Raw genomic sequence first — 25457 nt, forward strand, 5'->3', positions numbered from 1 at the left:
CATCCCTGGGGGGACGTCTTTTATTCTGCCGTCTGGCACTATAAACCCGAATTGTGCAATGAGCATGTCCTTGCGCGCTTAGACCTGTGTCAGCCCTTCTCTCTCCAGGTACTGCAACAGACAATCGTAGAGCTGATCCACCTCCGGCGCCTGCCGCCGCGCCCGCAGGCAGCCGTGGACCAGGCCTTTTCCTGGATAAAGTACGCTGGCCACGCCCGCCGCTTGCAGGCGTTCGGCGTAGAGCAGGCCGTCGTCACGCAGTGGGTCGAACTGGGCCACGGCAATGAATGCCTTGGGCAAACCGCTGAGATCTTCGGCCAACAGCGGCATGGCGTAGGCCGACGGCTTGCCACTGCCCCGCAGGTACAGCGCCAGATAGCCCTCGGCGTCGGCGCTGCTGAGCAGCGGGGCGTCCATGCAGTCGCGGCGCGACGGCAGGTCGGATGGGCCACCCAGGCCCGGATAGATCAACACTTGGGCGCGGGGCAGCGGTTGCCGATCATCACGCAGCCCCAGGCATAACGCCGCTGCCAGATTGCCGCCTGCGCTGTCACCGATCACCACCATTTGTTGCAGATTGATAACGTGCGGCCCGTGCCCCGCCTGGATCGCCCGCCACACCGCACGACAATCTTCGTACGCGGCCGGGAACGGATGCTCAGGCGCCAGCCGGTAATCGATGGCGACCACCAGCACCTGCAGAGCGCTGGCGAGTTCGAAGCAGATGAAGTCGTGGGAATCCAGCCCACCCACCACCCACCCACCACCGTGCATATAAAGGAGACACGGCCAGCCCTCAGCCGGTGCAGGTGACGCAGGGAGATAACTGCGAACGCCTACGCCGGCCAATGCATAGGTCGAAACTTGCAACCCTTCAGGCTTTGGCGGGGTGAAGGCTTGGCACATGCGATGGTAACTCTGGCGCAAGCCCGCCAGCGATGAGTCGTTGCTGGTGAAGGACTCGGTCTTGGCGACGAACGCAGCAAGCGGTGGAGAAATCGGATACATGCGCAAATATCCCTAAACGGTGGGAGCGGTGCAGGTTCTCAAAGCTCCAGGCTGGCTTGTACAGCTGCCACTGCGTCCGAACCATCAAACGCCGTGACCCCGACCAGCCAGCGCTGCAGGTCCTCGGGATGATCGCGCAACCATTGCCGGGCCACGTCCTGGGGCGATTCGCGCTCCATGATCGGCACCATCAACTGGCTTTCCTGGGCGGCCGTGAAGGTGAGGTTTGCCAACAAACGGTTGGCGTTGGGGCAACGTTCGGCAAAGTCTGGCGCAGTGACGGTAGAGACGGTGGCGCGGCCTTCGTCGGGGCCGAACACATCTTCACTGCCAGTGAGGTAAGCCATTTTCATGTTGATGTTCATCGGGTGCGGCGTCCAACCGACAAAGACCACGAACTCCTTGCGATTCACCGCGCGCTGCACCGCCGCCAGCATCCCCGCTTCGCCAGAGGCAATCAGCTTGAAGCCGCCCAGGCCGAAGCGGTTGGTGTCGATCATTTTCTGGATATCGGTATTCGCACCACTGCCGGGCTCGATGCCATAGAGCTTGCCGCCCAGTTTGTCCTTGAAGCGAGCAATGTCGGCAAAGGTCTTCAGGCCGGCATCCGCTACGTATTGCGGCACGGCCAGGGTGGCCTGGGCGTCGGTGAGGCTGGGTTTGTCGAAGACTTTGACCTGCTTGGCCGCCAGGAACGGCGCGATGTTGTTGTCCATCGCCGGCTTCCAGTAGCCGAGGAAGATATCCAGGCGCTTGTCGCGGATGCCGGCAAAGATGATCTGCTGCACGGCGCTGGTTTGTTTGCTGTCGTAGCCCAGGCCGCTGAGCAGCACGTCCGCCATGCCGGAAGTGGCGACCACGTCAGTCCAACTGACCACGCCCATGCGGATGTTTTTGCAGGACGCCGGTTCGGCGGCCATGGCGTTGGCACTGATCAATAGGGCGCTGGTGACGGTCAACAACAGTCTTTTCATGGATAAGGGCTCACTCGGCTGTTTTTGATGCACAACCCTACCCAGTGAAGCCTTGGTTGACGCGACCTGTGGCGACCGGCAATTGCACTGCGGCGACTGTAAGGCTATTGCTGCAACACCGAAAATTTACCGGTAATGCGCTTGCCCCCAAGCCAGGAGCCCTTCCAGCAGTTGCTTCAACACCACCCGCGTCGGCTCGGCCAAATCCGGGCGATAGCGGAACGGTTCGAACTCCTCCATATAGGTGCTTTGGCACAACTCCAACTGCACGGCGTGAATATCCTGCGCCGGATCACCGTAATGCCGAGTGATATGCCCGCCCTTGAAACGGCCATTGAGTACATGGGTGTATTGCGGATGTTGGGCGCAGATGGCTTCCAACTGGCTGGCCAGATCGGGATCACAGGCCGCACCGTTGAACGTGCCGAGGTTGAAGTCCGGCAGCTTGCCTTCGAACAGGTGCGGGATGACCGAGCGAATCGAGTGCGCATCAAACAGCAAGGCGTAGCCGAACTCGGCCTTGAGTCGCGCCAGCTCCTCTTGCAGCGTGCGGTGATACGGGCCCCAGACCTTTTGCAGGTAACTGGCGCGCTCCGCCTCGCTCGGTTCCAATCCTTCGCGGAACAATGGCACGCCATCAAACAACGTCGCCGGGTACAGGCCGGTGGTGGCGCCTGCGTACAACGGTTTGTCGTCGGACGGCCGGTTCAAATCGATGACAAACCGCGAGTACTCCGCCGCCAGGGTGCTGGCGCCCAGCTCTTCGGCAAAGTCATAAAGCGTGGGGATGTGCCAATCGGTATCCGGCAGGCTTTGCGCCTCGGGGATCAACCCGGCCTCGACGGCGGGCGTCAGGCGCAGGCCGGCGTGGGGCATGCTGATCAGCAGCGGCACGCGGCCTTGTTTGAAGTTCAGAACCTTATCCACAGTAGCAGTACTCCTTATACGGTGACATCGACGCCGTGGCGCACGACGCGTTTATCCAGCTCGCCGCCCAGCCAGTAAGCCAGGTCGGCGGGACGATCAATCTGCCAGGCAACAAAATCCGCGACCTTGCCCGCTTCCAGGGAACCATGGGTGTCGCCCATGCCCAATGCGGTGGCCGCGTGTTGCGTGGCGCCGGCCAATGCTTCTTCAGGAGTCATGCGAAACAGCGTGCAGGCCATATTCAGCATCAAGCGCACCGACAGCGCCGGCGAAGTGCCGGGGTTGAGGTCGCTGGCGATGGCAATTTTCACGCCGTGCTTGCGCAGGGCCTCCATGGGCGGCAATTGGGTTTCACGCAGGAAGTAGAACGCGCCTGGCAGCAATACCGCGACGGTGCCGGAGGCGGCCATGGCGATGGCGTCGTCTTCGGTCATGAACTCCAGGTGGTCCGCCGACAACGCGTGGTAACGCGCAGCCAGGCTGGAGCCGTGCAGCGACGAGAGTTGCTCGGCGTGCAGCTTCACCGGCAGGCCAAGTTGCTGGGCGACTTTGAACACGCGCTCCACCTGCTCGGTGGAAAACGCCAGGTATTCGCAGAACGCATCCACCGCATCTACCAGCCCTTCTGCCGCCAAGGCCGGCAGCATCTCGGCGCAGATGTGGTCGATGTAGTCGTCGGCGCGGTCCTTGTACTCCGGCGGCAACGCATGAGCCGCCAGGCACGTGGCACGCACGCTGACCGGCAGCGCTTCGCCCAGGCGACGGGCGACCCGCAGCATTTTGCGTTCGTTGACCAAGTCCAGGCCATAGCCGGACTTGATCTCTACCGTAGTGACGCCGTCGCGCAGCAAACTGCGCAAGCGCTTGTGGGCGCTGGCGAACAGTTCATCCTCGGTCGCGGCACGGGTAGCGCGCACGGTGCTGGCAATGCCACCGCCCTTGGCCGCGATTTCCGCGTAGCTCACGCCTTCGAGGCGCTGCTCGAATTCGCCGCTGCGGTTACCGCCAAACACCGTGTGGGTATGGCAGTCGATCAGGCCGGGGGTGACCCACGCGCCTTGCAGGTCATGCACCTGGGCGTAATCCGCCGTGGGTACTTGGCTGCGGGGGCCGATCCACTGGATGAGCGAACCGGCAGTCACCATGGCGGCATCCTCGATGATCGAGTACTTGCCCTGGGCCATGGTTGCGACGTGGCAGTGTTGCCAAAGCGTTTTCATCAACGCCTCCCTAAGTTATCGATGAGACAAAGCCGCGTCGTAATGGACCTTGGCCGCTTGCCCTGCCGAAGGTTTGACCCACAGCAGGTACGCGACGACCAGCAACACGATCCACACGGCACCGACCAGCAAGGCGGCCTGGGTGTCCGGGAAGTAACCCAGCACGCCAAACACGAACAGCATGAAGACGATGGCGGCCGCTGGCGCGTAGGGCCAGAACGGCACCGGGAATTTCAGCTCGGCGACCTGTTCTTTCGTCATCGAGCGGCGCATGGCGACTTGGGTGAGCAGGATCATCAGCCACACCCAAACAGTGGCGAAGGTAGCAATCGAGGCAATCACCAGAAACACGTTTTCCGGGATCAGGTAGTTGAGTACCACGCCGCCCAGCAGTGCCGCGCCCATCACCAGCACGGTCATCCACGGCACGCCGTGCTTGGACAATTGTGCAAAACCCTTGGGCGCCTGCCCTTGCTGGGCCAGGCCGTACATCATGCGGCCGGCGCCAAAAATGTCACTGTTGATGGCCGAGACTGCCGCCGAAATCACCACAATATTGAGGATGGTCGCCGCCGAGCCGATCCCCAGGTTGCTGAAGATCTGCACGAACGGGCTGCCCTGACTGCCAATCTGCGGCCATGGGTAGATGGCCATCAGCACAAACAGGGTGAGCACGTAGAACAACAGGATGCGCAGCGGTACCGCGTTGATCGCCTTGGGGATCACACGTTGCGGATCCTTGGCTTCACCGGCGGTGATGCCGATGATTTCGATGCCGCCAAAGGCGAACATCACCACTGCGAACGAGGCGATCAGACCGCCGATGCCATTAGGCATGAAGCCGCCGTGGGCCCACAGGTTGCTGAGGCCGCTGGCCTGGGTTTCACCGGAAGAATGGATGCCGAACAGCATGATGCCGAAGCCGCCGAGGATCATCGCGACAATCGCGCCGACCTTGAGCAGCGACAGCCAGAACTCCATTTCGCCAAACACTTTGACGTTGCACAGGTTCAGGCCGCCGATCAGAAACACGATGCCGAGCACCCAGACCCAGCGCGCAACCTCGGGAAACCAGAAGCCCATGTAGATGCCGAACGCGGTCACATCGGCCAGGCACACGATGATCATTTCAAAGGCATAGGTCCAGCCCAGGATAAACCCGGCCATGGGGCCCAGGTAGGTGCTGGCGTACTGGCCGAAGGAGCCAGACACTGGGTTGTGCACGGCCATCTCGCCGAGGGCGCGCATCACCATGAACACGGCGGCGCCGCCGATCAAGTAGGCCAGCAGCACGGCGGGGCCCGCCATCTGGATCGCAGAGGCAGAGCCATAGAACAGCCCGGTACCAATCGCGGAACCGAGTGCCATGAAGCGAATATGTCGGGCGCTGAGCCCGCGTTTCAAACCCTTTTCTTGCTGGTGCATTTCTCGTCCTTAATTATTTTTATCCTGAGAAAAATCCGAACCTGGCGCCTGACAACTGTAGTGAGCGGGCTTGCCCCGCGCTGGGCTGCGAAGCAGCCCCAAAACCTGCCTCGCGTTCTGTCTGAAGACATGCGGTGGCCACTTCAGGGCTGCTGCGCAGCCCAGCGCGGGGCAAGCCCGCTCACTACAAGGTGTTGCGGTTACAGGCTCGGCAGGAGATTGGCCGGCACCAGCTCATTCAGGCAGCGAGTGGCGAGCAATTCGCTGGCGGCGTTGATGTCCGGGGCGAAGAATCGGTCCTTGTCATAGAACGCCACTTTGTCGCGCAGAATGCCGCGCGCCTTTTCCAACTTCGGCGAGGTTTTCAGGCCTTCGCGCAGGTCCAGGCCCTGGCAGGCTGCCAGCCATTCCACGGCGAGAACGCCACGCGTATTCTCAGCCATCTCCCACAGACGCTTGCCGGCAGCCGGTGCCATGGACACATGGTCTTCCTGGTTGGCAGAAGTCGGCAGGCTGTCGACACTGTGCGGGTGAGCCAGCGCCTTGTTCTCGCTGGCGAGTGCGGCGGCAGTCACCTGGGCGATCATGAAGCCGGAGTTGACCCCACCATTGCCCACCAGGAACGGCGGCAATTGCGACATGTGCTTGTCCATCATCAACGAGATACGGCGCTCGCTCAGCGAACCGATTTCAGCGATGGCCAGCGCCATATTATCGGCAGCCATAGCAACAGGTTCGGCGTGGAAGTTGCCGCCCGAGATCACGTCGCCTTCGGCTGCAAACACCAGCGGGTTATCCGACACGGCGTTGGCTTCCACCACCAGCACTTCAGCTGCCTGGCGGAACTGGGTCAGGCAAGCGCCCATGACTTGGGGCTGGCAGCGCAGGGAGTACGGGTCCTGCACCTTGTCGCAGTTCTGGTGCGACTGCGAAACCTGGCTGCTTTCGCCCAGCAGGTCACGGTAGGCCGCTGCTGAATCGATCTGCCCACGCTGGCCACGTGCGGCATGAATACGTGCGTCGAACGGCGAGCGCGAACCGAGTACCGCTTCCACGGTGAGGGCGCCGCACGCCAGGGCGCCGGCGAACAGGTCTTCGCCTTCAAACAACCCACGCAAGGCATAGGCGGTGGACACCTGAGTGCCGTTGAGCAAAGCCAGGCCTTCCTTGGCGGCGAGGGTCAACGGCGTGAGGCCGGCGACTTTCAGCGCGTCGGTGGCTTCCAGCCATTCGCCCTTGTAGCGCGCCTTGCCTTCGCCCAGTAGCACCAGGGACATGTGCGCCAACGGCGCCAGGTCGCCGGACGCACCGACCGAACCTTTCAACGGAATATGCGGGTACACCTCGGCGTTGATCAGCGCGATCAGCGCGTCGATCACTTGGCGGCGGATCCCGGAGAACCCACGGCTCAGGCTGTTGACCTTGAGCACCATGACCAGCCGCACCAGTGCATCGCTGATCGGCTCACCCACACCGGCGGCGTGGGACAGCACCAGGGAGCGCTGGAGGTTTTCCAAGTCTTCGCTGGCGATGCGGGTCGAGGCGAGCAGGCCAAAGCCGGTGTTGATGCCATAGGCGGTGCGGTTCTCGGCAAGAATCTGCTCCACGCAGGCAACGCTGGCTTCGATCTGCGCCGTGGCGCTTTCATCCAGGCTGAGGGTTACCGGCTGCTGGTAGATGGCCCGCAGTTGGGCAAGGCTCAGTTGGCCTGGAATCAGGTTTAGCGCAGTCACATTCATACTCCTTGTGAATTGTTCTTTTGAATAAAGTGTTCAGTGCAAATTAGGGAAAGCGGTGTCGTTGATCAGTTGGGCAGCGCTCGCAATGTCCGGCGCCAGCCAACGGTCCTGCTCATAAGCAGGTACAACTTCACGCAGCAGGCGCCAGGCGCGGTCAGTGCCTGCACCGAAACGCTGGTCTTTGAGGAACTCATACGCCTGGGCCGCCAGCAAGTACTCGATGGCAAGGATCTGCGTCACGTTGGCCAACACTTGGTGCAGCTTGAGCGCGGCGTTGGTGCCCATGCTCAGGTGGTCTTCCTGCAGGCCCGAGGTGACGAAGTTGTCGAGCACCGCCGGTTGCGCCAGTTGGCGGTTTTGCCCGCACAGCGAGGCGGCGACGTACTGCACGATCATCATCCCGGAGTTGACCCCGGGGTTGCTGACCAGGAACGCCGGCAAGCCACTGACATGCGGGTTGATCAGGCGGTCCAGGCGGCGTTCGGCCACCGAGCCGATTTCGGCCATGGCAATGGCGAGCATGTCTGCCGCCAATGCGACGGATTGGCCGTGGGGATTGGCCTGGGACACCACGCGGTAGTGGTCCGGCGTGCCGAGCAGCAGTGGGTTGTCGGTGGCGCTGTTGAGTTCAGTCTCAATCTGCCGCGTGGCGTGCTCCACCTGGTCACGCGCCGCGCCGTGGATTTGCGGGATTGAGCGGATGCTCAGTGCGTCCTGGGTGCGAATACCACGGCTGCTGGCGATCACTTCGCTGCCATCAAGCAAGGCGCGCAGGTTGCTGCCCACGTGTTGCATGCCGGGGTGCGGCTTGAGCGCGATGATTTCTTCATCAAACGCATCGATCTGACCACGTTGGGCCTCAAAACTCATGGCGCCAATCACGTCGGCCCATTGCAGCAAGTGATGCGCGTCGGCCAGGGCCAGGCAGCTCAGCCCGGTCATGCATGGCGTGCCGTTGACCAGGCACAGGCCGTCTTTGGCGCCAAGCACCACCGACTGCAAACCTTCAGCAGCCAGGGCTTCTTGCGCCGACACTATCTGGCCGCAATAGCTCACCGTGCCAACACCCAGCAAGGCCACGCCGACGTGGGCCATATGGGTCAGGTAACCCACCGAACCCTGGGACGGCACTTGCGGTGTGATGCCGTGGTTGAGCAACGCCAGCAGCGAATGCACCACCTGCGGATGCAGGCCGGACTTGCCGTGGCTGTAGTTGATGACGGCGGCGCAGATGATCGCGCGCGTTTGTTCATCGCTGAGCACCGGGCCGACGCCACAGGCATGGCTGAGCAGGGTATTGCGCGACAGCTGGCTGAGTTGCTCGCCTTTGAGCGACACATTGCACAGCGCGCCCAGGCCGGTGTTCACCCCATAGGCGCGCTCGCCGCTGGTAACGATGCGCTGCACGATGGCCTGGGCATTGTCGATGCGCGCCCAGGCTTGGCCCGAGAGTTCGAGCACGGCGCCGTGGCGGGCCACGGCGACCACGTCCTGCCAGCGCAGGGGGGCGTCGGCGATGATGATTTTTGCTGCCTGGGACATCTTCATACCTTCTTTAATTCTTGTGCAGCTTTGCCGGCCTCTTCGCGAGCAAGCCCGCTCCCACATTTGAACTGCGTGAACCCAGTCAAATGTGGGAGCTGGCTTGTCGAATCGTCGCACCGCTGCGATAGCGCCAGCCGGTTCACCACAAAACCTGGCTCACACCACCGCCGCCCGCCGCTGGACAAACCGATCCACATACTCATCCGCCGGCGAATGCAAAATCTCGCGCGGGGTGCCGACCTGGATCAGCTTGCCGTCCTTGAGGATCGCAATGCGGTTGCCTATGCGTACGGCTTCGTCGAGGTCGTGGGTGATGAACACGATGGTCTTGTGCAAGGTCTTTTGCAGCTCCAGCAACTGGTCTTGCATCTCGGCGCGGATAAGCGGGTCGAGGGCGCTGAAGGCTTCATCCATCAAGATGATGTCGGTGTCAGCCGCCAATGCACGGGCCAGGCCGACACGCTGGCGCATGCCGCCGGAAAGCTGGTGCGGGTATTTATTTTCGTAGCCTTTGAGGCCCACGGTTTCGATCCAGTGCAAGGCGCGCTCGGCGCACACCTGCTTGGTTTCGCCACGCACTTTCAGGCCGTAGGCGACGTTGTCGAGCACGCTCTTGTGCGGCAGCAGGCCGAAGCTCTGGAACACCATGCTGATCTTGTGCCGACGGAATTGGCGCAGGGCTTCCATGTCCAGTTGCAGAATGTCTTCGCCGTCCACCAGGATCGCGCCGCTGGTAGGGTCGATCAGGCGGTTGAAGTGGCGCACCAACGTGGATTTTCCGGAACCCGACAGGCCCATGATCACGAAGATCTCGCCGGTGCCGATGCTCAGCGACAGGTCATTCACGCCGACCACGCAGCCGGTCTCAGCCAGGACCTGATCCTTGGTCTTGCCCTGGCCAACCATCGCCAAGGCCTCCTTGGATCGGTTGCCGAAGATCTTGAAGACGTTTTTAACTTCGATTTTGCTGACAGTAGTCATTTGCTCGCCTCATGCCGTGGACGACCATAGGCCTGGGTAATGCGGTCAATGACCACTGCGAGAATCACGATCGCCAGCCCGGCCTCAAGGCCACGGCCAACGTTGAGGGTCTGGATGCCGACGAGCACGTCCTCACCCAAGCCACGGGCGCCGATCATCGAGGCGATGACCACCATCGACAACGCCATCATCGTGGTCTGGTTGATCCCGGCCATGATGCTGGGCAATGCCAGCGGCAGTTGCACGCCGAACAGTTGCTGCCAGCGGTTGGCACCAAAGGCGTTGATGGCTTCCATGACTTCGCCGTCGACCTGGCGAATGCCTAAGTCGGTCAGGCGAATCAACGGCGGCGCGGCGTAGATCACCGTGGCGAAAATCGCCGGGACCTTGCCCAGGCCGAACAGCATCAGCACCGGGATCAAGTACACAAAGCTCGGCATGGTTTGCATGATGTCGAGGAGCGGCATCAGCACCGAACGCAGGCGATTGCTGCGTGCCGACAGAATGCCCAGCGGAATGCCGATCAACACCGAGATCACGGTGGCGACCATCATCAACGCGAGGGTTTGCATCAGCTTGTCCCACAGGCCAACTGCGCCCACCAGGAACAGCAACCCGACGATCACCGCCGTGGTTACGACCTTGCGCGTGGCGTGCCAGGCCACCGCACCGACGATCGCCAGCATCAACCACCAGGGCGCCGCACGCAGCATCCCTTCCAGGTTGACGATGGCCCACAGCAGGGTGTCGGAAATGTGCCGGAACACATCACCGTAGTTGGTGACCAGTGAATCCACCCAACCGTTGACCCAGTCGGCGATGGAAAACGTAAAACTCTCAGGAAACATAACGTGCTCTCGATCCAATGGGTTGTGGCCGGCTGTCCGACCAGCCCCTAAGGGTAGCCGGACAGGCTTGACCTACAAGGCCGCGTCGATTTTCTTGGCTGCGTCTTCGCTCACCCAGGCGTGCCAGACTTCAGGATGTTCCTTGAGGAATATTTTCGCCAGTTTCGGCGACTCAATTCGCTCCTTGGCCATACGACCCAGGTTCTGGTTCAGCAGGTCGATCGGCAGGTTGACCTTTTCCAGCACAGCCACCAGTTCCGGGGCCTGCTCGTGGAAGGTCTTGGACAGGCCGACCTTGATGCTCACGCTCTTATCCACGCCGGGTTTTTCTTCCAGCTTGACCAGGTCGACCTGGCCCATCAGCGGGGTCGGCGACCAGTAGTAAAACAGGATCGGTTCGCCACGCTTGTAGCTCGACAGCACCGCCGCATCCAGCGCCGGGCCGGTGCCTGGGCGGAAGTTGGTGTAGGTGCTTTCCAGGCCATAGCTCTTGAGCATTTCGCTGTTGTCCAGCTCGCAGGTCCAGCCGGCCGGGCAGTTGTAGAAGCGGCCCTTGGACGGCTCTTCCTGGTCCTTGAACACCGAGGCGTACTTGGCCAGGTCGGCGATGTTTTTCAGGTCCGGGGCCTTGGCTTCCAGCTTGCGCTTGGCGTCGCCTTCGATCACGTAGCGCGGCACGTACCAGCCTTCAATCGCGCCGACGATCGGAGCGCCGACACCGACGACTTTGCCGGCCTTCTCGGCCTTGTTCCAGACCTCGCTGCGGCCGACCCATTCTTCGGCAAACACTTGGATATCGTTGCTGCTCAGGGCGTTTTCCATGGTGATGGAGTTACCTGGCAGGCTGTCGGTTTTGCAGTCGTAGCCTTTTTCCAACACGGTTTGCAGAATGTCGGTAAGCAACATGCCGCTTTCCCAGTTCAGGCCGGCGAACTTCACCGGTTTGCCGGATTCGCACCAGCCCGCCGCCTGGGCGCCAACGCTCGCCAGCACGCCCGCAGAGAACAGTGTGGCCAACAGGGTCTTATGCATTTTCATTGTTGTGACGCTCCCAATCTTGAAATGGATTACGGCAGTCAGTAGGCGTCCTGCCCTGTCCACGTCCCATCAGGCTTGTGCAGCCAGCCCGTTTGTTGTTGGTGTAGCGCCCTGCTCTACTGGCAGGATCAATTGATCGGGCACTGTGCCGTGCCATTTTTTCGCACACACGTAGTACAAGGCTGCGGGAAGCACCAGCCCGATGATCCAGGAGATATCCACATCACCCAGCGCAGCCACCAAGGGACCGGTGTAGAACTTGGTGGAGATAAATGGCAACTGCACCAGCACGCCGAAGACATACACGCTGATACCGAGCAGGTTCCAACGGCCGTAGCGACCGTTCGGGTCGGCCAGCGCTGGCACGTCATAGCGTTCGCGGGTGATGCAGTAGTAGTCGACCAGGTTGATCGCGCTCCATGGCGTAAAGAACGCCAGCAGGAACAGGATGAAAGACTTGAACGCCCCGAGGAATGAGTGCTGACCGAGCAACGCAATCAGGGTCGCAGTGCCGACAATCACCAGCACAAACACCAGACGCTGCAGGCGCGTAACCTCCAGGCGACCACGAAAGCCGCTGATGATGGTCGCGATGCACATGAAGCTGCCGTAGGAGTTCAGCGTGGAAATGGTGACCTTGCCGAACGCGATGCTGAAGTACAGCAGCGCAGCGGTGGCACCGGTACCGCTCAACCCCACAATGTAGGCCACTTCGTGACCGGCAAATTGCCCGTTGGACATGGCCGCGGCAAACACGCCAAGGGTCATCGCCACCTGCGCCCCAATCACCGAACCCGCGCCAGCCGCGAAAAAGGTCTTCACCGAAGACGTCTTGCTCGGCAGATAACGTGAATAGTCAGCCACATAAGGGCCGAAGGCTATCTGCCAGGAGGCCGCGAGCGACACCGCCAGCAGGAAGCTGCTCCAGCTGAAGTGGCGGATTTGCAGGAGCGCGCCAACGTCGGTCTGGCCGATCAGACGGCTGAACAGGTAGACAAAGGCAATCACCCCAATGACGCTGGCGACACGCCCAATGAAATGGATCACCCGGTAACCCAGCACCGTGACCAGCACAATGACACTGGCAAAGATCAGGATCCCGACGCTGTCGCTGACACCGAACAACTGGCCCAGCGCCTGACCGGACAGCACGGTGCCGGTGGCGGTAAAACCGAGGTACATCAAACAGACCAGCACGATCGGAATAGCCGCGCCATACACACCGAACTGCACCCGGCTGGAGATCATCTGCGGCAGGCCCAGCTTGGGCCCTTGCGCCGCATGCAGCGCCATCACGCCGCCGCCAATCAGTTGGCCAATCAGCAAACCGATCAACGACCAGAACACATCACCGCCCAGCACCACGGCCAAAGCCCCGGTGACAATTGCGGTGATTTGCAGATTGGCGCCCATCCACAGGGTGAACTGGCTCAATAGACGACCGTGTCTTTCCGCTTCCGGGATGTAGTCGATCGAACGCCTTTCGATCAACGGGGTGGTGTCATTTGCAGCCATGTGTGTTCAACCTCTGATGGATTGTTTTCTGGTTCACTGCAGATCAAATGTGGGAGCGGGCTTGCTCGCGAAAGCGGTGGGTCAGCTAACGATTCCGGTGACTGATACACCGCATTCGCGAGCAAGCCCGCTCCCACATTTAGTTATTTGATCATCGGGAGATTGAGGCCCTGCTCCTTGGCGCAGTCGATCGCGATCTGGTAACCCGCATCCGCATGACGCATCACCCCGGTAGCCGGGTCGTTGTGCAGCACGCGGGCGATCCGCTCAGCCGCTTCGTCGGTACCGTCGCAGACGATGACCATGCCGGAGTGCTGGGAGAAGCCCATGCCCACGCCGCCGCCGTGGTGCAGCGAGACCCAGGTCGCGCCGCTGGCGGTGTTGAGCAAGGCGTTGAGCAGCGGCCAGTCGGACACGGCGTCGGAACCGTCCTGCATGGCTTCGGTTTCGCGGTTCGGGCTGGCGACCGAGCCGGAATCGAGGTGGTCGCGACCGATCACCACCGGAGCCGACAGCTCGCCGCTGCGTACCATTTCGTTGAACGCCAGGCCGAGCTTGGCGCGCTGGCCCAGGCCAACCCAGCAGATACGCGCCGGCAGGCCCTGGAAGCTGATGCGCTCGCGGGCCATGTCCAGCCAGTTGTGCAGGTGCGCGTCGTCGGGGATCAGCTCTTTGACTTTAGCGTCGGTCTTGTAGATGTCTTGCGGGTCGCCGGACAGTGCAGCCCAACGGAACGGGCCGATGCCACGGCAGAACAGTGGGCGGATGTACGCCGGTACAAAGCCTGGGAAATCGAAGGCATTTTCCACGCCTTCTTCCTGGGCCATCTGGCGGATGTTGTTGCCGTAGTCGAAGGTCGGGATGCCTTGTTTCTGGAATTCCAGCATGGCTTTGACGTGCACGGCCATCGACTGCTTGGCGGCCTTGATTACGGCAGCCGGTTCGGTCTTGGCGCGGGCGCGGTATTCGTCCCAGGTCCAGCCGGCCGGCAGGTAGCCGTTGAGTGGGTCGTGGGCGCTGGTCTGGTCGGTGACCATGTCCGGGCGCACGCCGCGCTTGACCAGTTCCGGCAGGATTTCCGCCGCGTTACCCAACAGGGCGATGGAGATGGCCTTGCCTTCCTGGGTGTATTTGGCGATGCGCGCCAGGGCGTCGTCGAGGTCCGTGGCTTGCTCGTCGACATAGCGGCTGCTGAGGCGGAAATCGATGCTGACCTGCTGGCACTCGATGTTCAGCGAGCACGCGCCGGCCAGGGTTGCAGCCAGTGGTTGGGCGCCGCCCATGCCGCCGAGGCCGGCGGTGAGGACCCAACGGCCGGTCAGGTCGCTGTTGTAATGCTGGCGACCGGCTTCGACGAAGGTTTCGTAGGTGCCTTGGACGATGCCCTGGCTGCCGATGTAGATCCAGCTGCCGGCGGTCATCTGGCCGTACATGGCCAGGCCCTTGGCATCCAGCTCGTTGAAGTGTTCCCAACTGGCCCAGTGCGGCACCAGGTTGGAGTTGGCGATCAGTACGCGCGGAGCGTTGCTGTGGGTCTTGAACACGCCAACCGGCTTGCCGGATTGCACCAGCAGGGTTTCGTCATCATTGAGGTGGGTGAGGCTCTCGACGATCTGGTCGTAGCACTCCCAGTTACGCGCCGCACGGCCGATACCGCCGTATACCACCAGTTCTTTCGGGTTCTCGGCCACTTGTGGGTCGAGGTTGTTCATCAGCATGCGCAGCGGCGCTTCAGTCAGCCAGCTTTTGGCGGTGAGCTTGTTACCGTGGGCGGCGCGGATTTCTACGTCACGGTACTTGGTTGGCTTAGTCACAAAAAACTCCTCGGCGATTGATGCGCATACTGTGTTGGTGCGAAGTGGACTCTTACGCACACATCTTTACTTGTACATACAAGCATATGCAATCAAGCGGCCAACTTTCTAAAAGAGCTGCCGAGAATTTTTGGGGATGCCTGCGCGAGCCTTGGAAATTAAGGCTTCGAGGCTTGATGAAATTTCTTACGGGAGGCTTTTGCTGCGAGGGAGGTTTGTCACGACAACATCGTTTTGCGCCACGCTGGGGCATTCGGTAACAAACTGGTGCAGAGACTGGAAACAGATTTAATGTTCCCCACAAAACAATTGTGGGAACTGGTTTGCCTGCGATGGCGGCGTGTCAGTCAGCACATTTAGCACTGAAACGCCGTTGTCGCAGGCAAGCCAGCTCCCACATTTTTAACCGCGTGCGGTCAGTTCGATGATGCAGCTACGGCCGGCGACGGAAATGTCCAACAGGCCAGTGTTACCGTCGATTTGCAGGCAATCGTGATGCCCCAATTTCTCGTCCAGCACCTTCACCTCATCGACAACGCTGAACACCAACACCGTCTGCGCCGTACTGAAGAAACGCTGCACACCGTCGACCCATTGCAGCCGCGCGTGGTAACGCTGCGGCGAATAGATCAGGTTGAAATCGCGGATGGGCCCAGTGATCAATCGGCACTCCACCTGGCTGTCCCCCTTGAACGCAAAAGGTTGCAGCGGTAACAACCCACGCTGTTCTTCGCCATCCACGGTCAGCACCATGCCGGCGCCTTTGATCACGGTGATCACCCGTTGGTAGCCGGCGAAGATGGAAAAACCGCCCGATTCCGCAATATCCGCAATCGACAGGCGCCAGCCAAAGCCATCCAGGCCTGCGCCGGCATCACGGGTGATTTCTTCGGTACTGCCGCCGCCGTTTTTCCAGGGCATGCGCACGTAATCGGCAGCGCGCCAGACTTTTACGGAACTCATTTACTGAAACGTCCTTCCAGGCTGTGACGGGAACCGGGGTGAATCAAACGCGCGGCCGTCACCGGCTGGCGGCCCGACCAGGTGCGTCGACGGATCAACAGGCACGGTTCGCTGGGCTCGATCTGCAGCAGCTTGCACTCGGCGGCGTCAGCGAGGATGGCTTCGACCACGTGCTCGCCTTCGGTCAACGGTGCAACCTGGTTCAAGTAGGCGTAGGGCGTTTGTTGGGTGAAATCCTGTTGCAGGTATTCCGGGGCGACCAGTGCATTGACGAAACGGTCTTCGATTTGCACGGGAATATCGTTTTCGAAGTGCACGATCAACGAGTGGAAGACCCGCCCGCCTTCGCGCATTTCCAGGGCGACGGCGCGCTCGGAACCGGCAGCTTCTTCGCCCAAGGTGATGACTTGGCAGGTGTGTCGATGACCGCGAGAAGCGATCTCATCGGCAATGTTGTGCACTTCAAACAGCGCGGACTGGCTCTTGGGCTCAGCGACGAAGGTGCCGACGCCCTGCATGCGCACCAACAAGCCTTCGGCGGTGAGCTCGCGCAGGGCGCGGTTGATGGTCATGCGGCTGAAACCCAACTGGCTGACCAGTTCGCTCTCCGACGGCACACGGTAATGAGGCGGCCAGTTGCCGTTGAGGATCTGCTGGCTGATCATTTGTTTGACGCGGGCATACAAGGGCGCCGGACTTTCGTCCATGTGGGCAGCCAGCGAAGACTTGGCAGGCGGAGTCGGCACAGGGAATCCTTGCAGGGGAAAAAGATGCATAGATTGCCGGAGTTTACCGAGCAGGCAAACGTCTGTATATGTATATACAAATAAACACACGACCGGGGTGCCTTGATCATGTCCGCTTTCTTTGCCGAACGCGCGCTGCTGCCTAATGGATGGGCCAACGATGTACGTCTTGAAGTCAGCGCAGATGGGGTGCTGACAAAGGTTGAGGCCAATGCCAGCGCAGACGCTGCCGAACGGCTGAGAGGCCCGGTGTTGGCGGGTATGCCGAACCTGCACTCCCACGCTTTCCAGCGTGCAATGGCAGGTTTGGCAGAAGTGGCCGGCAACCCGAATGACAGTTTCTGGACCTGGCGCGACCTGATGTACCGCATGGTCGGCAAGATCAGTCCGGAGCAATTGCACGTCATCGCGCGTCAGCTGTATATCGAGATGCTCAAGGCCGGTTATACCTCGGTGGCCGAATTTCACTATGTGCACCACGATGTCAGCGGCCAGCCGTATGCCGACCGCACGGAGTTGTCGCGGCAGATCAGCCAGGCAGCGACCAGCAGTGGCATTGGCCTGACGTTGGTGCCTGTGCTTTACACCCACTCCGGGTTTGGCGGCCAGGCACCGAATGAAGGCCAGCGGCGGTTTATCAACAGCACTGAACACTATCTGGACCTGCAGGCGCGGCTGAAACCGATCCTGGCAGCACAGCCGGCGCAGCAGTTGGGGTTGTGTTTCCACTCGCTGCGCGCCGTCACGCCCGAGCAAATCCATGCAGTGCTGGCCGCCAGCGACAAGGCGTGCCCGGTGCATATCCACATTGCCGAACAGCAGAAAGAAGTCGACGACTGCCTGGCCTGGAGCGGAAAGCGCCCGCTGCAATGGCTGTATGACAATGTCGAGGTGGATGAACGCTGGTGCCTGGTGCATGCCACGCATGCAGATCCTGAAGAGGTCACGCGCATGGCCAAGAGCCGCGCAATTGCCGGTTTGTGCCTGACTACCGAGGCTAACCTGGGTGACGGGATTTTCCCGGCCGTGGATTTTCTCGCCCAAGGCGGACGCATGGGCATCGGTTCCGACAGCCATGTGTCACTGAGCGTGGTGGAGGAATTGCGCTGGCTCGAATACGGCCAGCGCCTGCGCGATCAACGGCGTAACCGCTTGTATCGCGATGATCAGCCGATGGTGGGGCGCACGCTGTTTGACGCGGCGCTGGACGGCGGCGCCCAGGCATTGGGGCAGCCGATTGGCCGGTTGGAAGTGGGTAAACGTGCGGATTGGCTGGTACTGGATGGCAATGATCCGTACCTGGCGACGGCAAGCGAAGACGGGATTTTGAATCGCTGGTTGTTTGCCGGTGGGGATCGGCAGGTGCGTGATGTGCTGGTGAACGGGAAGTGGGTGGTGCGGGATGGGCGGCATGCCGGCGAAGAGGAAAGCAGCCGGGCGTTCACACAAGTCTTGAGAGATTTGCTGAGTTAATAACACCCTAAAACACATGTGGGAGGTGGCTTGCCTGCGATGCAAGCACCTCGGTATGTCAGGCATATCGAGGTGATGCTATCGCAGGCAAGCCAGCTCCCACATTTGATCGGCAGTGTTTCCGTTTACTGCGAAGTCTTCGCCATCTGCTTGTCCGACGTGCGCCAGATCAACCGCGTGGTGTCATAACCCTGCTGCCGCGCCCTGCTCAGCAGGTCTTCGCGAGTGTCGGCGCTCACCGTAGGCGTGCGCGACAAAATCCACATGTACCGCCGGCTCGGGCTGCCAACAATCGCGGTCTTGTAGTCATCGCTGACATACAACACCCAGTAATCGCCCTTGGCAACGCCCGGCAACAGTGCGGTAAACCAGTTATTGAATTCCACCCAAAGCTTGTCAGTCTTGCCCGGCACTTGCGGCGTAGCCGTGCCCTTGGCTTCTTCCCACTTCCACTCGGTCGTCAGGCAGCGGTTGAACACCGACATGTCGCCATCAGGCAGCAATGTGTAGCGGGCTTCGGACTGCGCGCAGTTGCGCTGGAAGTACATCGGCAATCGGGCCAACTCATACCAAGTGCCCTGGTAACGCTTGAGGTTGACGTTGCTCGCAGTCTTGGGTTGCAGATCATCGCCAGAATGGCTGGCGCAGCCCGCCAAAAACAGGCTGGCACAAAGAAACAAAACAAAACGGATCATTCTTCTTCTCCCGCAGGCTTTCGCCCCGGTTTACTTCAGGCCTTGCCCGGAAAACATCAGAACCTTGTCACCGGCATATTGCACGCTGATAAAGCTGTTTTTATCGCCCCAGGTGCAGCTGGACATGCCCAGTGCGCCGGAACAGTCAGTCGGCTGACCCAGCAGTGATTCCACTTCAGCCTTAGGCATGCCAGCGGAAAGCTTCGCGTAATTTTCTTGGTTGACCTTGCTGCAAGCGGCCAACAGCACGCAAAAGGTCAGCAAGGCGAGACGACGTAACGACATGGAAAAACTCCTGGAGGGACTAAGCAGCATGGGGGTCTGCCAGAAGCTTAGAAGGGAAAAGAGGTTTCTGGTTCCCGACGAACGAAAACAAAAAAGCCCCGAAAACGCTGAAACGTTTCGGGGCTTCTTTAAGGGTGAACCGGCTCCCAATAACGCCGATCACTTATCGCCGCAACTTACTTCTTGTGATAGGCCGTCACACGCTCAACTTCTTCTTTCGAACCCAGGAATACCGCCACACGCTGGTGCAGGCCTTCAGGCTGGATGTCGAGGATACGCTGGTGACCGTCGGTGGACGCGCCGCCTGCCTGCTCAACCAGGAACGACATCGGATTGGCTTCATACATCAGGCGCAATTTGCCCGGCTTGGACGGCTCGCGGCTGTCGCGAGGGTACATGAACAAGCCACCACGGGTCAGGATGCGGTGCACGTCGGCCACCATGGCGGCGACCCAGCGCATGTTGAAGTTTTTCTTCAACGGGCCTTCTTCGCCAGCCATCAACTCGCCTACGTAGCGGGTCACAGGTTCTTCCCAGTGGCGCTGGTTGGACATGTTGATCGCGAATTCCTGGGTAGACGCAGGAATGGTGATGTCTTCGTGGGTCAGTACGAAACTGCCCATTTCGCGGTCCAGGGTGAAGCCTTTGACGCCGTCGCCCAGGGTCAGTACCAGCATGGTCTGCGGGCCGTAGATCGCGTAACCAGCCGCGACCTGTTCGGTGCCTGGCTGCAGGAAGGCCTTTTCGTTCAGGGCTTCGTTCTGGCTCAAGTACTCGTTAGGGCAACGCAGTACCGAGAAGATGGTGCCGACGGGAGCGTTGATGTCGATGTTGGACGAGCCGTCCAGTGGGTCGAACACCAGCAGGTACGCGCCTTTCGGGTACTTGCCCGGGATCTGGTAGGCATTGTCCATTTCTTCGGACGCCATGCCGGCCAGGTGACCACCCCATTCGTTGGCTTCGAGCAGGATCTCGTTGGAGATGACGTCGAGCTTCTTCTGCACTTCGCCCTGCACGTTTTCAGTGCCCATGCTGCCCAGGACACCACCCAGTGCGCCTTTGGACACGGCGTGGCTGATTTCCTTGCAAGCACGCGCCACCACTTCGATAAGGAAGCGCAGATCGGCAGGCGTGTTGTTGCTGCGGGTCTGCTCGATCAAATAGCGACTCAAGGTAACGCGGGACATGTATGGCTCCGGAGAATGGGGGGCTTGAAAACCCGCGCAGTTTAGCGCGAGTCGGGGCGTATTTCCTCCTATCAGAGGATTTAAACCCAATAGAGTTCATGGACTTTATTTAACGTGCCACCGGCGGCTTGCGCAGCAAACTGTAGGCCATGGCGCCCAGTGCCGCCACGCCGAGCAGTAACACGGCCCAGAGCCCGAGTTTTTTCCAGTTCGTGCCGGCATCGGCAGCCGCTACGATCGGCGGCGACGTCACCGCGACTTCCCCGGCGACTTTCGCTTGTCCCAATGCCTTGAGACGCTCGGCGCTGTAGTCAGGGATCAAGGTCGAAAGCGGAAGGTTCGCCGCCTTGACCGATGCATTCCCCAGCGCCAGTGTAAATGGCGGCTCGCCCCGGGCCAGGAACACCAACTGCGTGGCGCGCACCGCAAAACGCAGCGCTGGCGCCTCAATGCCCAGGCCGCCGCCGCGTTCATCCACTGCCAACTTGAGTTCGGCGACCGTTTGGCCCGGCAGCTGCAATTCATCCTGCACCACGTCCTGGCCATTCTGGGTGAGGCGATACAGCACGCCATTGCTCAGTGGCTGCCACGCCTGTTTGCTGTCCCTGCGCCCCGCCAGCGTAACGGGCGCCAGCGTGTTGGGTTGCTTCAATTCGATGCGCAGTCGCTCGATGCTCAGCCCCGTGGGCAGCTGCCAACTGTACTCCCCGGCGTTGAGCCGCTTGCCCGCCAAGGGTTGCGACCACACCAACGGCATCGGCAGGCTACTGCTCGTCGCGCTCACCAGCCTTGCCGAGGTCAGCAGCGGCGCCGCCTGGCCTTGCCAGACAAGGCGCAGGTAACGTGCCGATTGCCCAGGCAAGTTCACGTCATGCTGCTCGACCCGCTCGTCGGCGAATGACAAGCGCGCCACCTGCCCATCGCCCCAGGCTTGCCAGTGCTGCAAGTCATCACTGGCCTCAATGCTGAAACGCTGGAAGCCCTCTTGCTCGCGGCTCCAATCCAGGCTCAATTGCTGCAACGGCGCCTTGATCGCACTGGCGTCCAATACCCAGCCGCGCAGCACTTGCTTGCCGGGCTTTGGCGCGGTAGACGGTTTTATTTCCACCAGGGTGCCTGTGCTGGTGGCTTTCATCACCACGTCGGGCAGGGCTTGCTGGGTGTCGGCGGCGTACAGCGGGAACCACTTCACGTCGGTGACGTTGCGGCTTTCGGTGCGTTGCGAAGATTGACGCGACAACGCATAAGCCTGCGGCTCGCCGGCGGCGTTGAACACACGCACATCGCTGAGATCAGCCTGGCGCGCGCTCAATTGCACCGCCAGTGGCAGTTCCAGGCGATACCAGGGCCCGCTACCGCTCACGGCCAGCGGTACCTGGGTGGTGAAGTCGGACGGACCTTCCTGTGCAAAGGCTGCCGAACACGCCAGCCATACCGCCAAACCACTCAGTTTCAGCTTGCCCATCAAGAAGACGCCCCCTCGGTTTCAGTCACAGGTTCAACGCGTTTTGGCGGCAGCGGCGCAAAGTAGCCCACCACCAGCAACAACCCGCCTACACCGATAAACGACACAATCCGCGCCAGGCCGCCACGGTTGCTCAGTTCGACAAAGAACAGTTTGGCCACCACCACCGCAATCAGCGCCGCGCCGATCAGCCACACTTCGCGACGATGGCGCAGGTGACCGCCGATCATCAGGCCAAGGGCAATCAAGGTCCAGACGATCGATAGGCCGGCCTGCACCAGCATCGACTCCAGCAACGCATCCAATTGAAACGGCACGCCGCCCCAATGATGAGCGGTACGCATCACCAACGCCGTAAAGAAGGCGAACAGCGAGACACCCGCCACGCCCTGGACGATCAATTCAATACGCGGCCCACGCTCAGGCGCCGCACTGCGCGACCACAGGTAAATGCCCAGCAGCGCGAACAACAAGCCCAGATCCAATGGGTTGAGCAGCGGAACATAAGGCAACGGCTCGGCCGTGCCGTCGCTGAAGCTGTTCGCCAGCCAGAACCACCCCAACATCAGCACCGCCAGCGGTAGCGCGGCCAGCACGCGGTATTCCCTTGGGTACGCCGATACCGGCCATGGCCAACGGCGCGGCGCGGCGGCCAGCACCAGATACAGGCTTGGCAGAATCGCCCAGCCCAGCCAGCGCCAGGCGTTGTACTCGCTCGACAGCACCAGCAGGCCGTAACGCACCTCCAGCGCCAGCACGCCGATCAGCATCCAGCAGCCCACTACGTGCGCCGCGCTCAGCACCTTGGCCGGAACCACCGCCGCCAAACGCCGCAGCGAGATGAAATGCACCACAAACACCGCCAACCAAGCCAGCCAACCGTACTGCGCCGCCGGGTGGTAATAGTTATGCGCAGACACCAGCAACACCACACCGGCCGCCGGCATCAACAGGGTGCAGAGCATGCCCAGCGACGCCCAGCGCAGCCGCTCGGACAGAAACGCCCAGATCGCCACGCTGACTGCTGCGGTGCCGAGCAGGAACGGGCCCTGCAGCTCTTGCGGGATAAACCGCAACACTTCGCCGACCAATGCCAGCGTCCACCAAGCCGTGCCCCACACCAGCAGCAAGTCGGACAGGCGTTGCAATTTCAACACGGCAAACACCGGCGCGTGGGGTTCGCGCTGCAAGCGCCAGGCGCCGACCAGTGCCGCCAGGCCCAGCACCATCGGCGTCCAGAAACCGCTATGGGCCAACGGACGCAGCCCCTCACGGGTCAACGGGCCAAGCAACTCCGGCACCGCCAGCAGGAACGAGCCGCCACCGATCAGTTGCAGCAACAAGCCGAACACAAAGCTGACGCGCTGTTGCAGGTACAGGCTCAGCCAGATGATCAACAAACCGCTGGCCGCCCACACGCCGCTCGCGCTTTCCCAAGGCAAGACGAACAGCACCGCCAGATTAATCAGGATAAGACCCGCCAGCAGAACCACCGACAAGCCACGTAACAACCGTACATCGCCGCGCACCATCTCATCGCGCGCCGCCAGAAGCATGCCACCAATCAACGCTAGGCCTATCAGCGAAGCCGTGAGCAAGCCACTCCAGCCCGCATTGAATACCGCCGCCCCGTCACCGCCCTGCAAGCGCAGCAGGAACAACGCGCCGCCCAGCAACTGCACGGCGAATGCAGTGAACAGGAAGGTCCGCGAACCAATGCGCAGGCCGACAAACAGCGTCGCCAGACCGGCGATTGCCCAACTGACAGCCGTGCCTTGAGTATTCAGCAGCAAGGGTGCGAGCAGGTACAAAAAGCTCAAGCCAAGGCTCGCCAGCACGGGCAGGCCTTTGCGCTCCCAATCCGTCGCTTGTTCGGTAGAGGCCTTGCGCAACTGATCAAAGCTGAACAGCAACGCCGCGCCCAGCAGCAGCGCACCCAATGGCGCTCCGTCCAGCAAGGTGTGCTCGCCAACGCTCAACTCACTGATGAATGCCACCGCTGAGCCCAGTTGCAGCAGCAAGCCGAACGCTCGCGCCAGTGGTCGCTGTTGACGCAAGCCCAGCCAGAAGATTCCGGCGCCTTCCACCGCCCAGGCCGCAGCCGTCCAGCGTGCATCCAGCCCGAGGGGAATCGCCAGGCTGGCGAAAATCACACCCAGGGCCAGGCAGGTCTCCGCCAACAGCAAGGCGCGCCCGCCGCTCAGCAGCCGGGCCAACCCCATGTAGATGACGCCCAAGCCCAACGCGCTGAACGCGGCGGCGAATTCCACGTGCTGCACCAGCGCGAACTGCAAGCCAAAACCTACCAGCGGCGGACCGAACAACATGCTGCCGTCGACATAATCACCCTTGGCCGCCGACCAGCGCAGCAGCGCGCCACGGCTATCATCCTCGGGCGCGTCGCTCATCTCCAGCAGTTTGCGCCGGGCGAACAATAGGCCGATGGTCAGGTACATCAGGAAAAACAGAATCAGGAACGGCTCGGTGCTCCACAGCAATTCCGGCGTGTAGGAGCGCAGACCCCAGGCGAAGCCGATACCAAAGGTGCCGACAAAGCCGATCAGGTTGAGCAAACGCCAGGCCTTGAACCAGGCGATGGCGAGGATGCCTGCATTCAGCAGGGCAAAATAGCTGAACAGCGCCACATGGTTGCCGGCACCGGTAGACGTGAGGATAGGCGCCGCAAAGCCGCCGAGCGCCGCCGCACAGGCCAGCCCCAAGGCATCCTGGGTGATTGCCAGGATCGCCGAAAACACCGTGACGGCCACCAGCAAGCCCAGCGCCGCACTCGGGTCTATCAACGGATGCAAACGCATCGCAGCAAACACCGTCAGGTACAACACCGCGATCCCAGTGCCTTGCAACATCAAGCCGTAGTTGCTGTTACGCAGCCGCAGCCACCAGCCCAGGCCCAGTAAGCCTAACGCCGCAGCGGCAACCCCGGCGTAACGCACCTCGATCGGCACCACCATGCCTTCGGTGGCGTAACGCAGCAGGAAGGCCAGGCCGAGAAACAGCAACACCACACCAACCCGCAGCACGGTATTGCCGCCAAACAGCCAATTGCGTGCGCCGCTGATGGCGCGCTCGATCAAGTTGGGGCCACGAGGAATCGCAGGTGCTTGAGGGCGCGGAGTTGGGGCAGGCGTCCAAACGTCGGCCGGCAGCGGCTGGCTCGGTTTGGTGACCATGGCAACAGGTGCGATGTCGGCAGGCAGCTCCCAAACAAGCTCGGGCGCTTTAGTGACAGTTATCGGCTCAGGGACGGGTGTTTCGACGATGACACTGCTCGTCGGCGCGGGCACTTCCAACTGCCGCAGGCGCTCACCCAGCGCTATCAGCGACTTTTGCGTGGTTTCCAACTGACGCGCCTGCTGGTCCGCTTGGGCCGACAGCTTCGCCAGGCGAATCGCCTGGCCAATGCCGAGCCCCAACAGCGCACCGATGCCCGCGTCACTGAACGACTCGTCGAGCGTCCAGCCGAGCGCAAGGCCAATCAGCATGAAAATCCATTGCATGGTCGATATTCCCTAGGCAAACCGGCGCTCAGTATATCGACGCGGGCCCAATGTGGGAGGGGGCTTGCCCCCGATAGCGGTGCACCAGTCG

Annotated in this window: 20 protein-coding genes; 1 reads left to right on the top strand and 19 read right to left on the bottom strand. The window is 61.3% G+C overall.

The features are described 5' to 3' along the window. Positions 1–78: 78 nt before the first annotated feature. The 14 genes from JBO08_RS20430 to hutC form a co-directional block, all read right to left on the bottom strand. Positions 79–1008: an alpha/beta hydrolase gene (locus tag JBO08_RS20430; RefSeq protein WP_220074889.1), complete on the bottom strand. Its 930-nt coding sequence runs from the start codon at positions 1006–1008 to the stop codon at positions 79–81. Positions 1009–1046: 38 nt separating this feature from the next. Continuing rightward, entirely contained in the window at positions 1047–1982 is a 936-nt protein-coding gene (locus JBO08_RS20435; RefSeq protein WP_065875756.1) for a choline ABC transporter substrate-binding protein, read from the bottom strand. Positions 1983–2108: 126 nt separating this feature from the next. Further along, on the bottom strand, positions 2109–2909 hold the full coding sequence (gene hutG / locus JBO08_RS20440) for an N-formylglutamate deformylase (RefSeq protein ID WP_065875757.1): 801 nt from the start codon (positions 2907–2909) through the stop codon (positions 2109–2111). Between the two features lie 14 nt (positions 2910–2923). Then, on the bottom strand, positions 2924–4129 hold the full coding sequence (gene hutI / locus JBO08_RS20445) for an imidazolonepropionase (protein WP_065875758.1): 1206 nt from the start codon (positions 4127–4129) through the stop codon (positions 2924–2926). A gap of 15 nt (positions 4130–4144) precedes the next feature. Further along, complete coding sequence (locus tag JBO08_RS20450; protein WP_065875759.1) at positions 4145–5554, bottom strand: amino acid permease; 1410 nt, start codon at positions 5552–5554, stop codon at positions 4145–4147. Between the two features lie 200 nt (positions 5555–5754). Beyond that, positions 5755–7293 carry a histidine ammonia-lyase gene (gene hutH / locus JBO08_RS20455; protein WP_139113254.1) on the bottom strand — a complete coding sequence of 513 codons (1539 nt, stop codon included), beginning with the start codon at positions 7291–7293 and terminating at the stop codon, positions 5755–5757. 33 nt (positions 7294–7326) lie between these two features. Continuing rightward, the gene (gene hutH, locus JBO08_RS20460; RefSeq protein ID WP_065889169.1) at positions 7327–8835 is read right to left on the bottom strand and encodes a histidine ammonia-lyase; all 1509 of its coding nucleotides are present in this window, start codon (positions 8833–8835) and stop codon (positions 7327–7329) included. Positions 8836–8994: 159 nt separating this feature from the next. Then, complete coding sequence (locus JBO08_RS20465) at positions 8995–9819, bottom strand: glycine betaine/L-proline ABC transporter ATP-binding protein (protein ID WP_017138612.1); 825 nt, start codon at positions 9817–9819, stop codon at positions 8995–8997. Beyond that, on the bottom strand, positions 9816–10667 hold the full coding sequence (locus JBO08_RS20470) for a proline/glycine betaine ABC transporter permease (RefSeq protein WP_049710445.1): 852 nt from the start codon (positions 10665–10667) through the stop codon (positions 9816–9818). The genes JBO08_RS20465 and JBO08_RS20470 overlap by 4 nt, the downstream gene beginning before the upstream one ends. Positions 10668–10739: 72 nt before the next feature. After that, positions 10740–11705, bottom strand: coding sequence for an ABC transporter substrate-binding protein (locus tag JBO08_RS20475; RefSeq protein WP_065875760.1), 966 nt, complete (start codon positions 11703–11705; stop codon positions 10740–10742). Positions 11706–11774: 69 nt separating this feature from the next. Continuing rightward, the gene (locus JBO08_RS20480; RefSeq protein WP_065875761.1) at positions 11775–13220 is read right to left on the bottom strand and encodes a cytosine permease; all 1446 of its coding nucleotides are present in this window, start codon (positions 13218–13220) and stop codon (positions 11775–11777) included. Positions 13221–13363: 143 nt separating this feature from the next. Further along, a complete protein-coding gene (gene hutU / locus JBO08_RS20485) occupies positions 13364–15034 on the bottom strand; it encodes a urocanate hydratase (RefSeq protein WP_065875762.1) in 1671 nt (556 codons plus the stop codon). 402 nt (positions 15035–15436) lie between these two features. Continuing rightward, a complete protein-coding gene (locus JBO08_RS20490; protein ID WP_065875763.1) occupies positions 15437–15997 on the bottom strand; it encodes a HutD family protein in 561 nt (186 codons plus the stop codon). Next, positions 15994–16704, bottom strand: coding sequence for a histidine utilization repressor (gene hutC, locus JBO08_RS20495; protein WP_173668614.1), 711 nt, complete (start codon positions 16702–16704; stop codon positions 15994–15996). The genes JBO08_RS20490 and hutC overlap by 4 nt, the downstream gene beginning before the upstream one ends. A gap of 147 nt (positions 16705–16851) precedes the next feature. Here hutC and JBO08_RS20500 point away from each other — a divergent pair, with 147 nt between their 5' ends. Beyond that, positions 16852–18216 (top strand): formimidoylglutamate deiminase, encoded by a 1365-nt coding sequence (locus tag JBO08_RS20500; protein ID WP_065875765.1) that lies wholly within the window; start codon positions 16852–16854, stop codon positions 18214–18216. A 125-nt stretch (positions 18217–18341) separates the two neighbouring features. On the opposite strand, the gene JBO08_RS20505 is transcribed toward JBO08_RS20500, so the two are convergent. The 5 genes from JBO08_RS20505 to JBO08_RS20525 all read right to left on the bottom strand — a co-directional run bounded on the left by JBO08_RS20505 (position 18342) and on the right by JBO08_RS20525 (position 25366). Then, positions 18342–18911 (bottom strand): lipocalin family protein, encoded by a 570-nt coding sequence (locus tag JBO08_RS20505; protein WP_038841684.1) that lies wholly within the window; start codon positions 18909–18911, stop codon positions 18342–18344. Positions 18912–18941: 30 nt separating this feature from the next. Continuing rightward, positions 18942–19196 carry a lipoprotein gene (locus tag JBO08_RS20510; protein ID WP_049710452.1) on the bottom strand — a complete coding sequence of 85 codons (255 nt, stop codon included), beginning with the start codon at positions 19194–19196 and terminating at the stop codon, positions 18942–18944. Between the two features lie 176 nt (positions 19197–19372). Beyond that, the gene (locus tag JBO08_RS20515) at positions 19373–20383 is read right to left on the bottom strand and encodes a class 1 fructose-bisphosphatase (protein ID WP_003237460.1); all 1011 of its coding nucleotides are present in this window, start codon (positions 20381–20383) and stop codon (positions 19373–19375) included. 109 nt (positions 20384–20492) lie between these two features. Then, positions 20493–21848, bottom strand: coding sequence for a DUF3999 domain-containing protein (locus JBO08_RS20520; RefSeq protein ID WP_220074890.1), 1356 nt, complete (start codon positions 21846–21848; stop codon positions 20493–20495). After that, positions 21848–25366, bottom strand: coding sequence for a DUF2339 domain-containing protein (locus tag JBO08_RS20525; RefSeq protein WP_220074891.1), 3519 nt, complete (start codon positions 25364–25366; stop codon positions 21848–21850). The genes JBO08_RS20520 and JBO08_RS20525 overlap by 1 nt, the downstream gene beginning before the upstream one ends. Positions 25367–25457: the final 91 nt, after the last annotated feature.

Origin of the sequence: Pseudomonas sp. LAP_36, from assembly GCF_019456785.1 — a bacterium.
Lineage (GTDB): Bacteria > Pseudomonadota > Gammaproteobacteria > Pseudomonadales > Pseudomonadaceae > Aquipseudomonas > Aquipseudomonas tritici.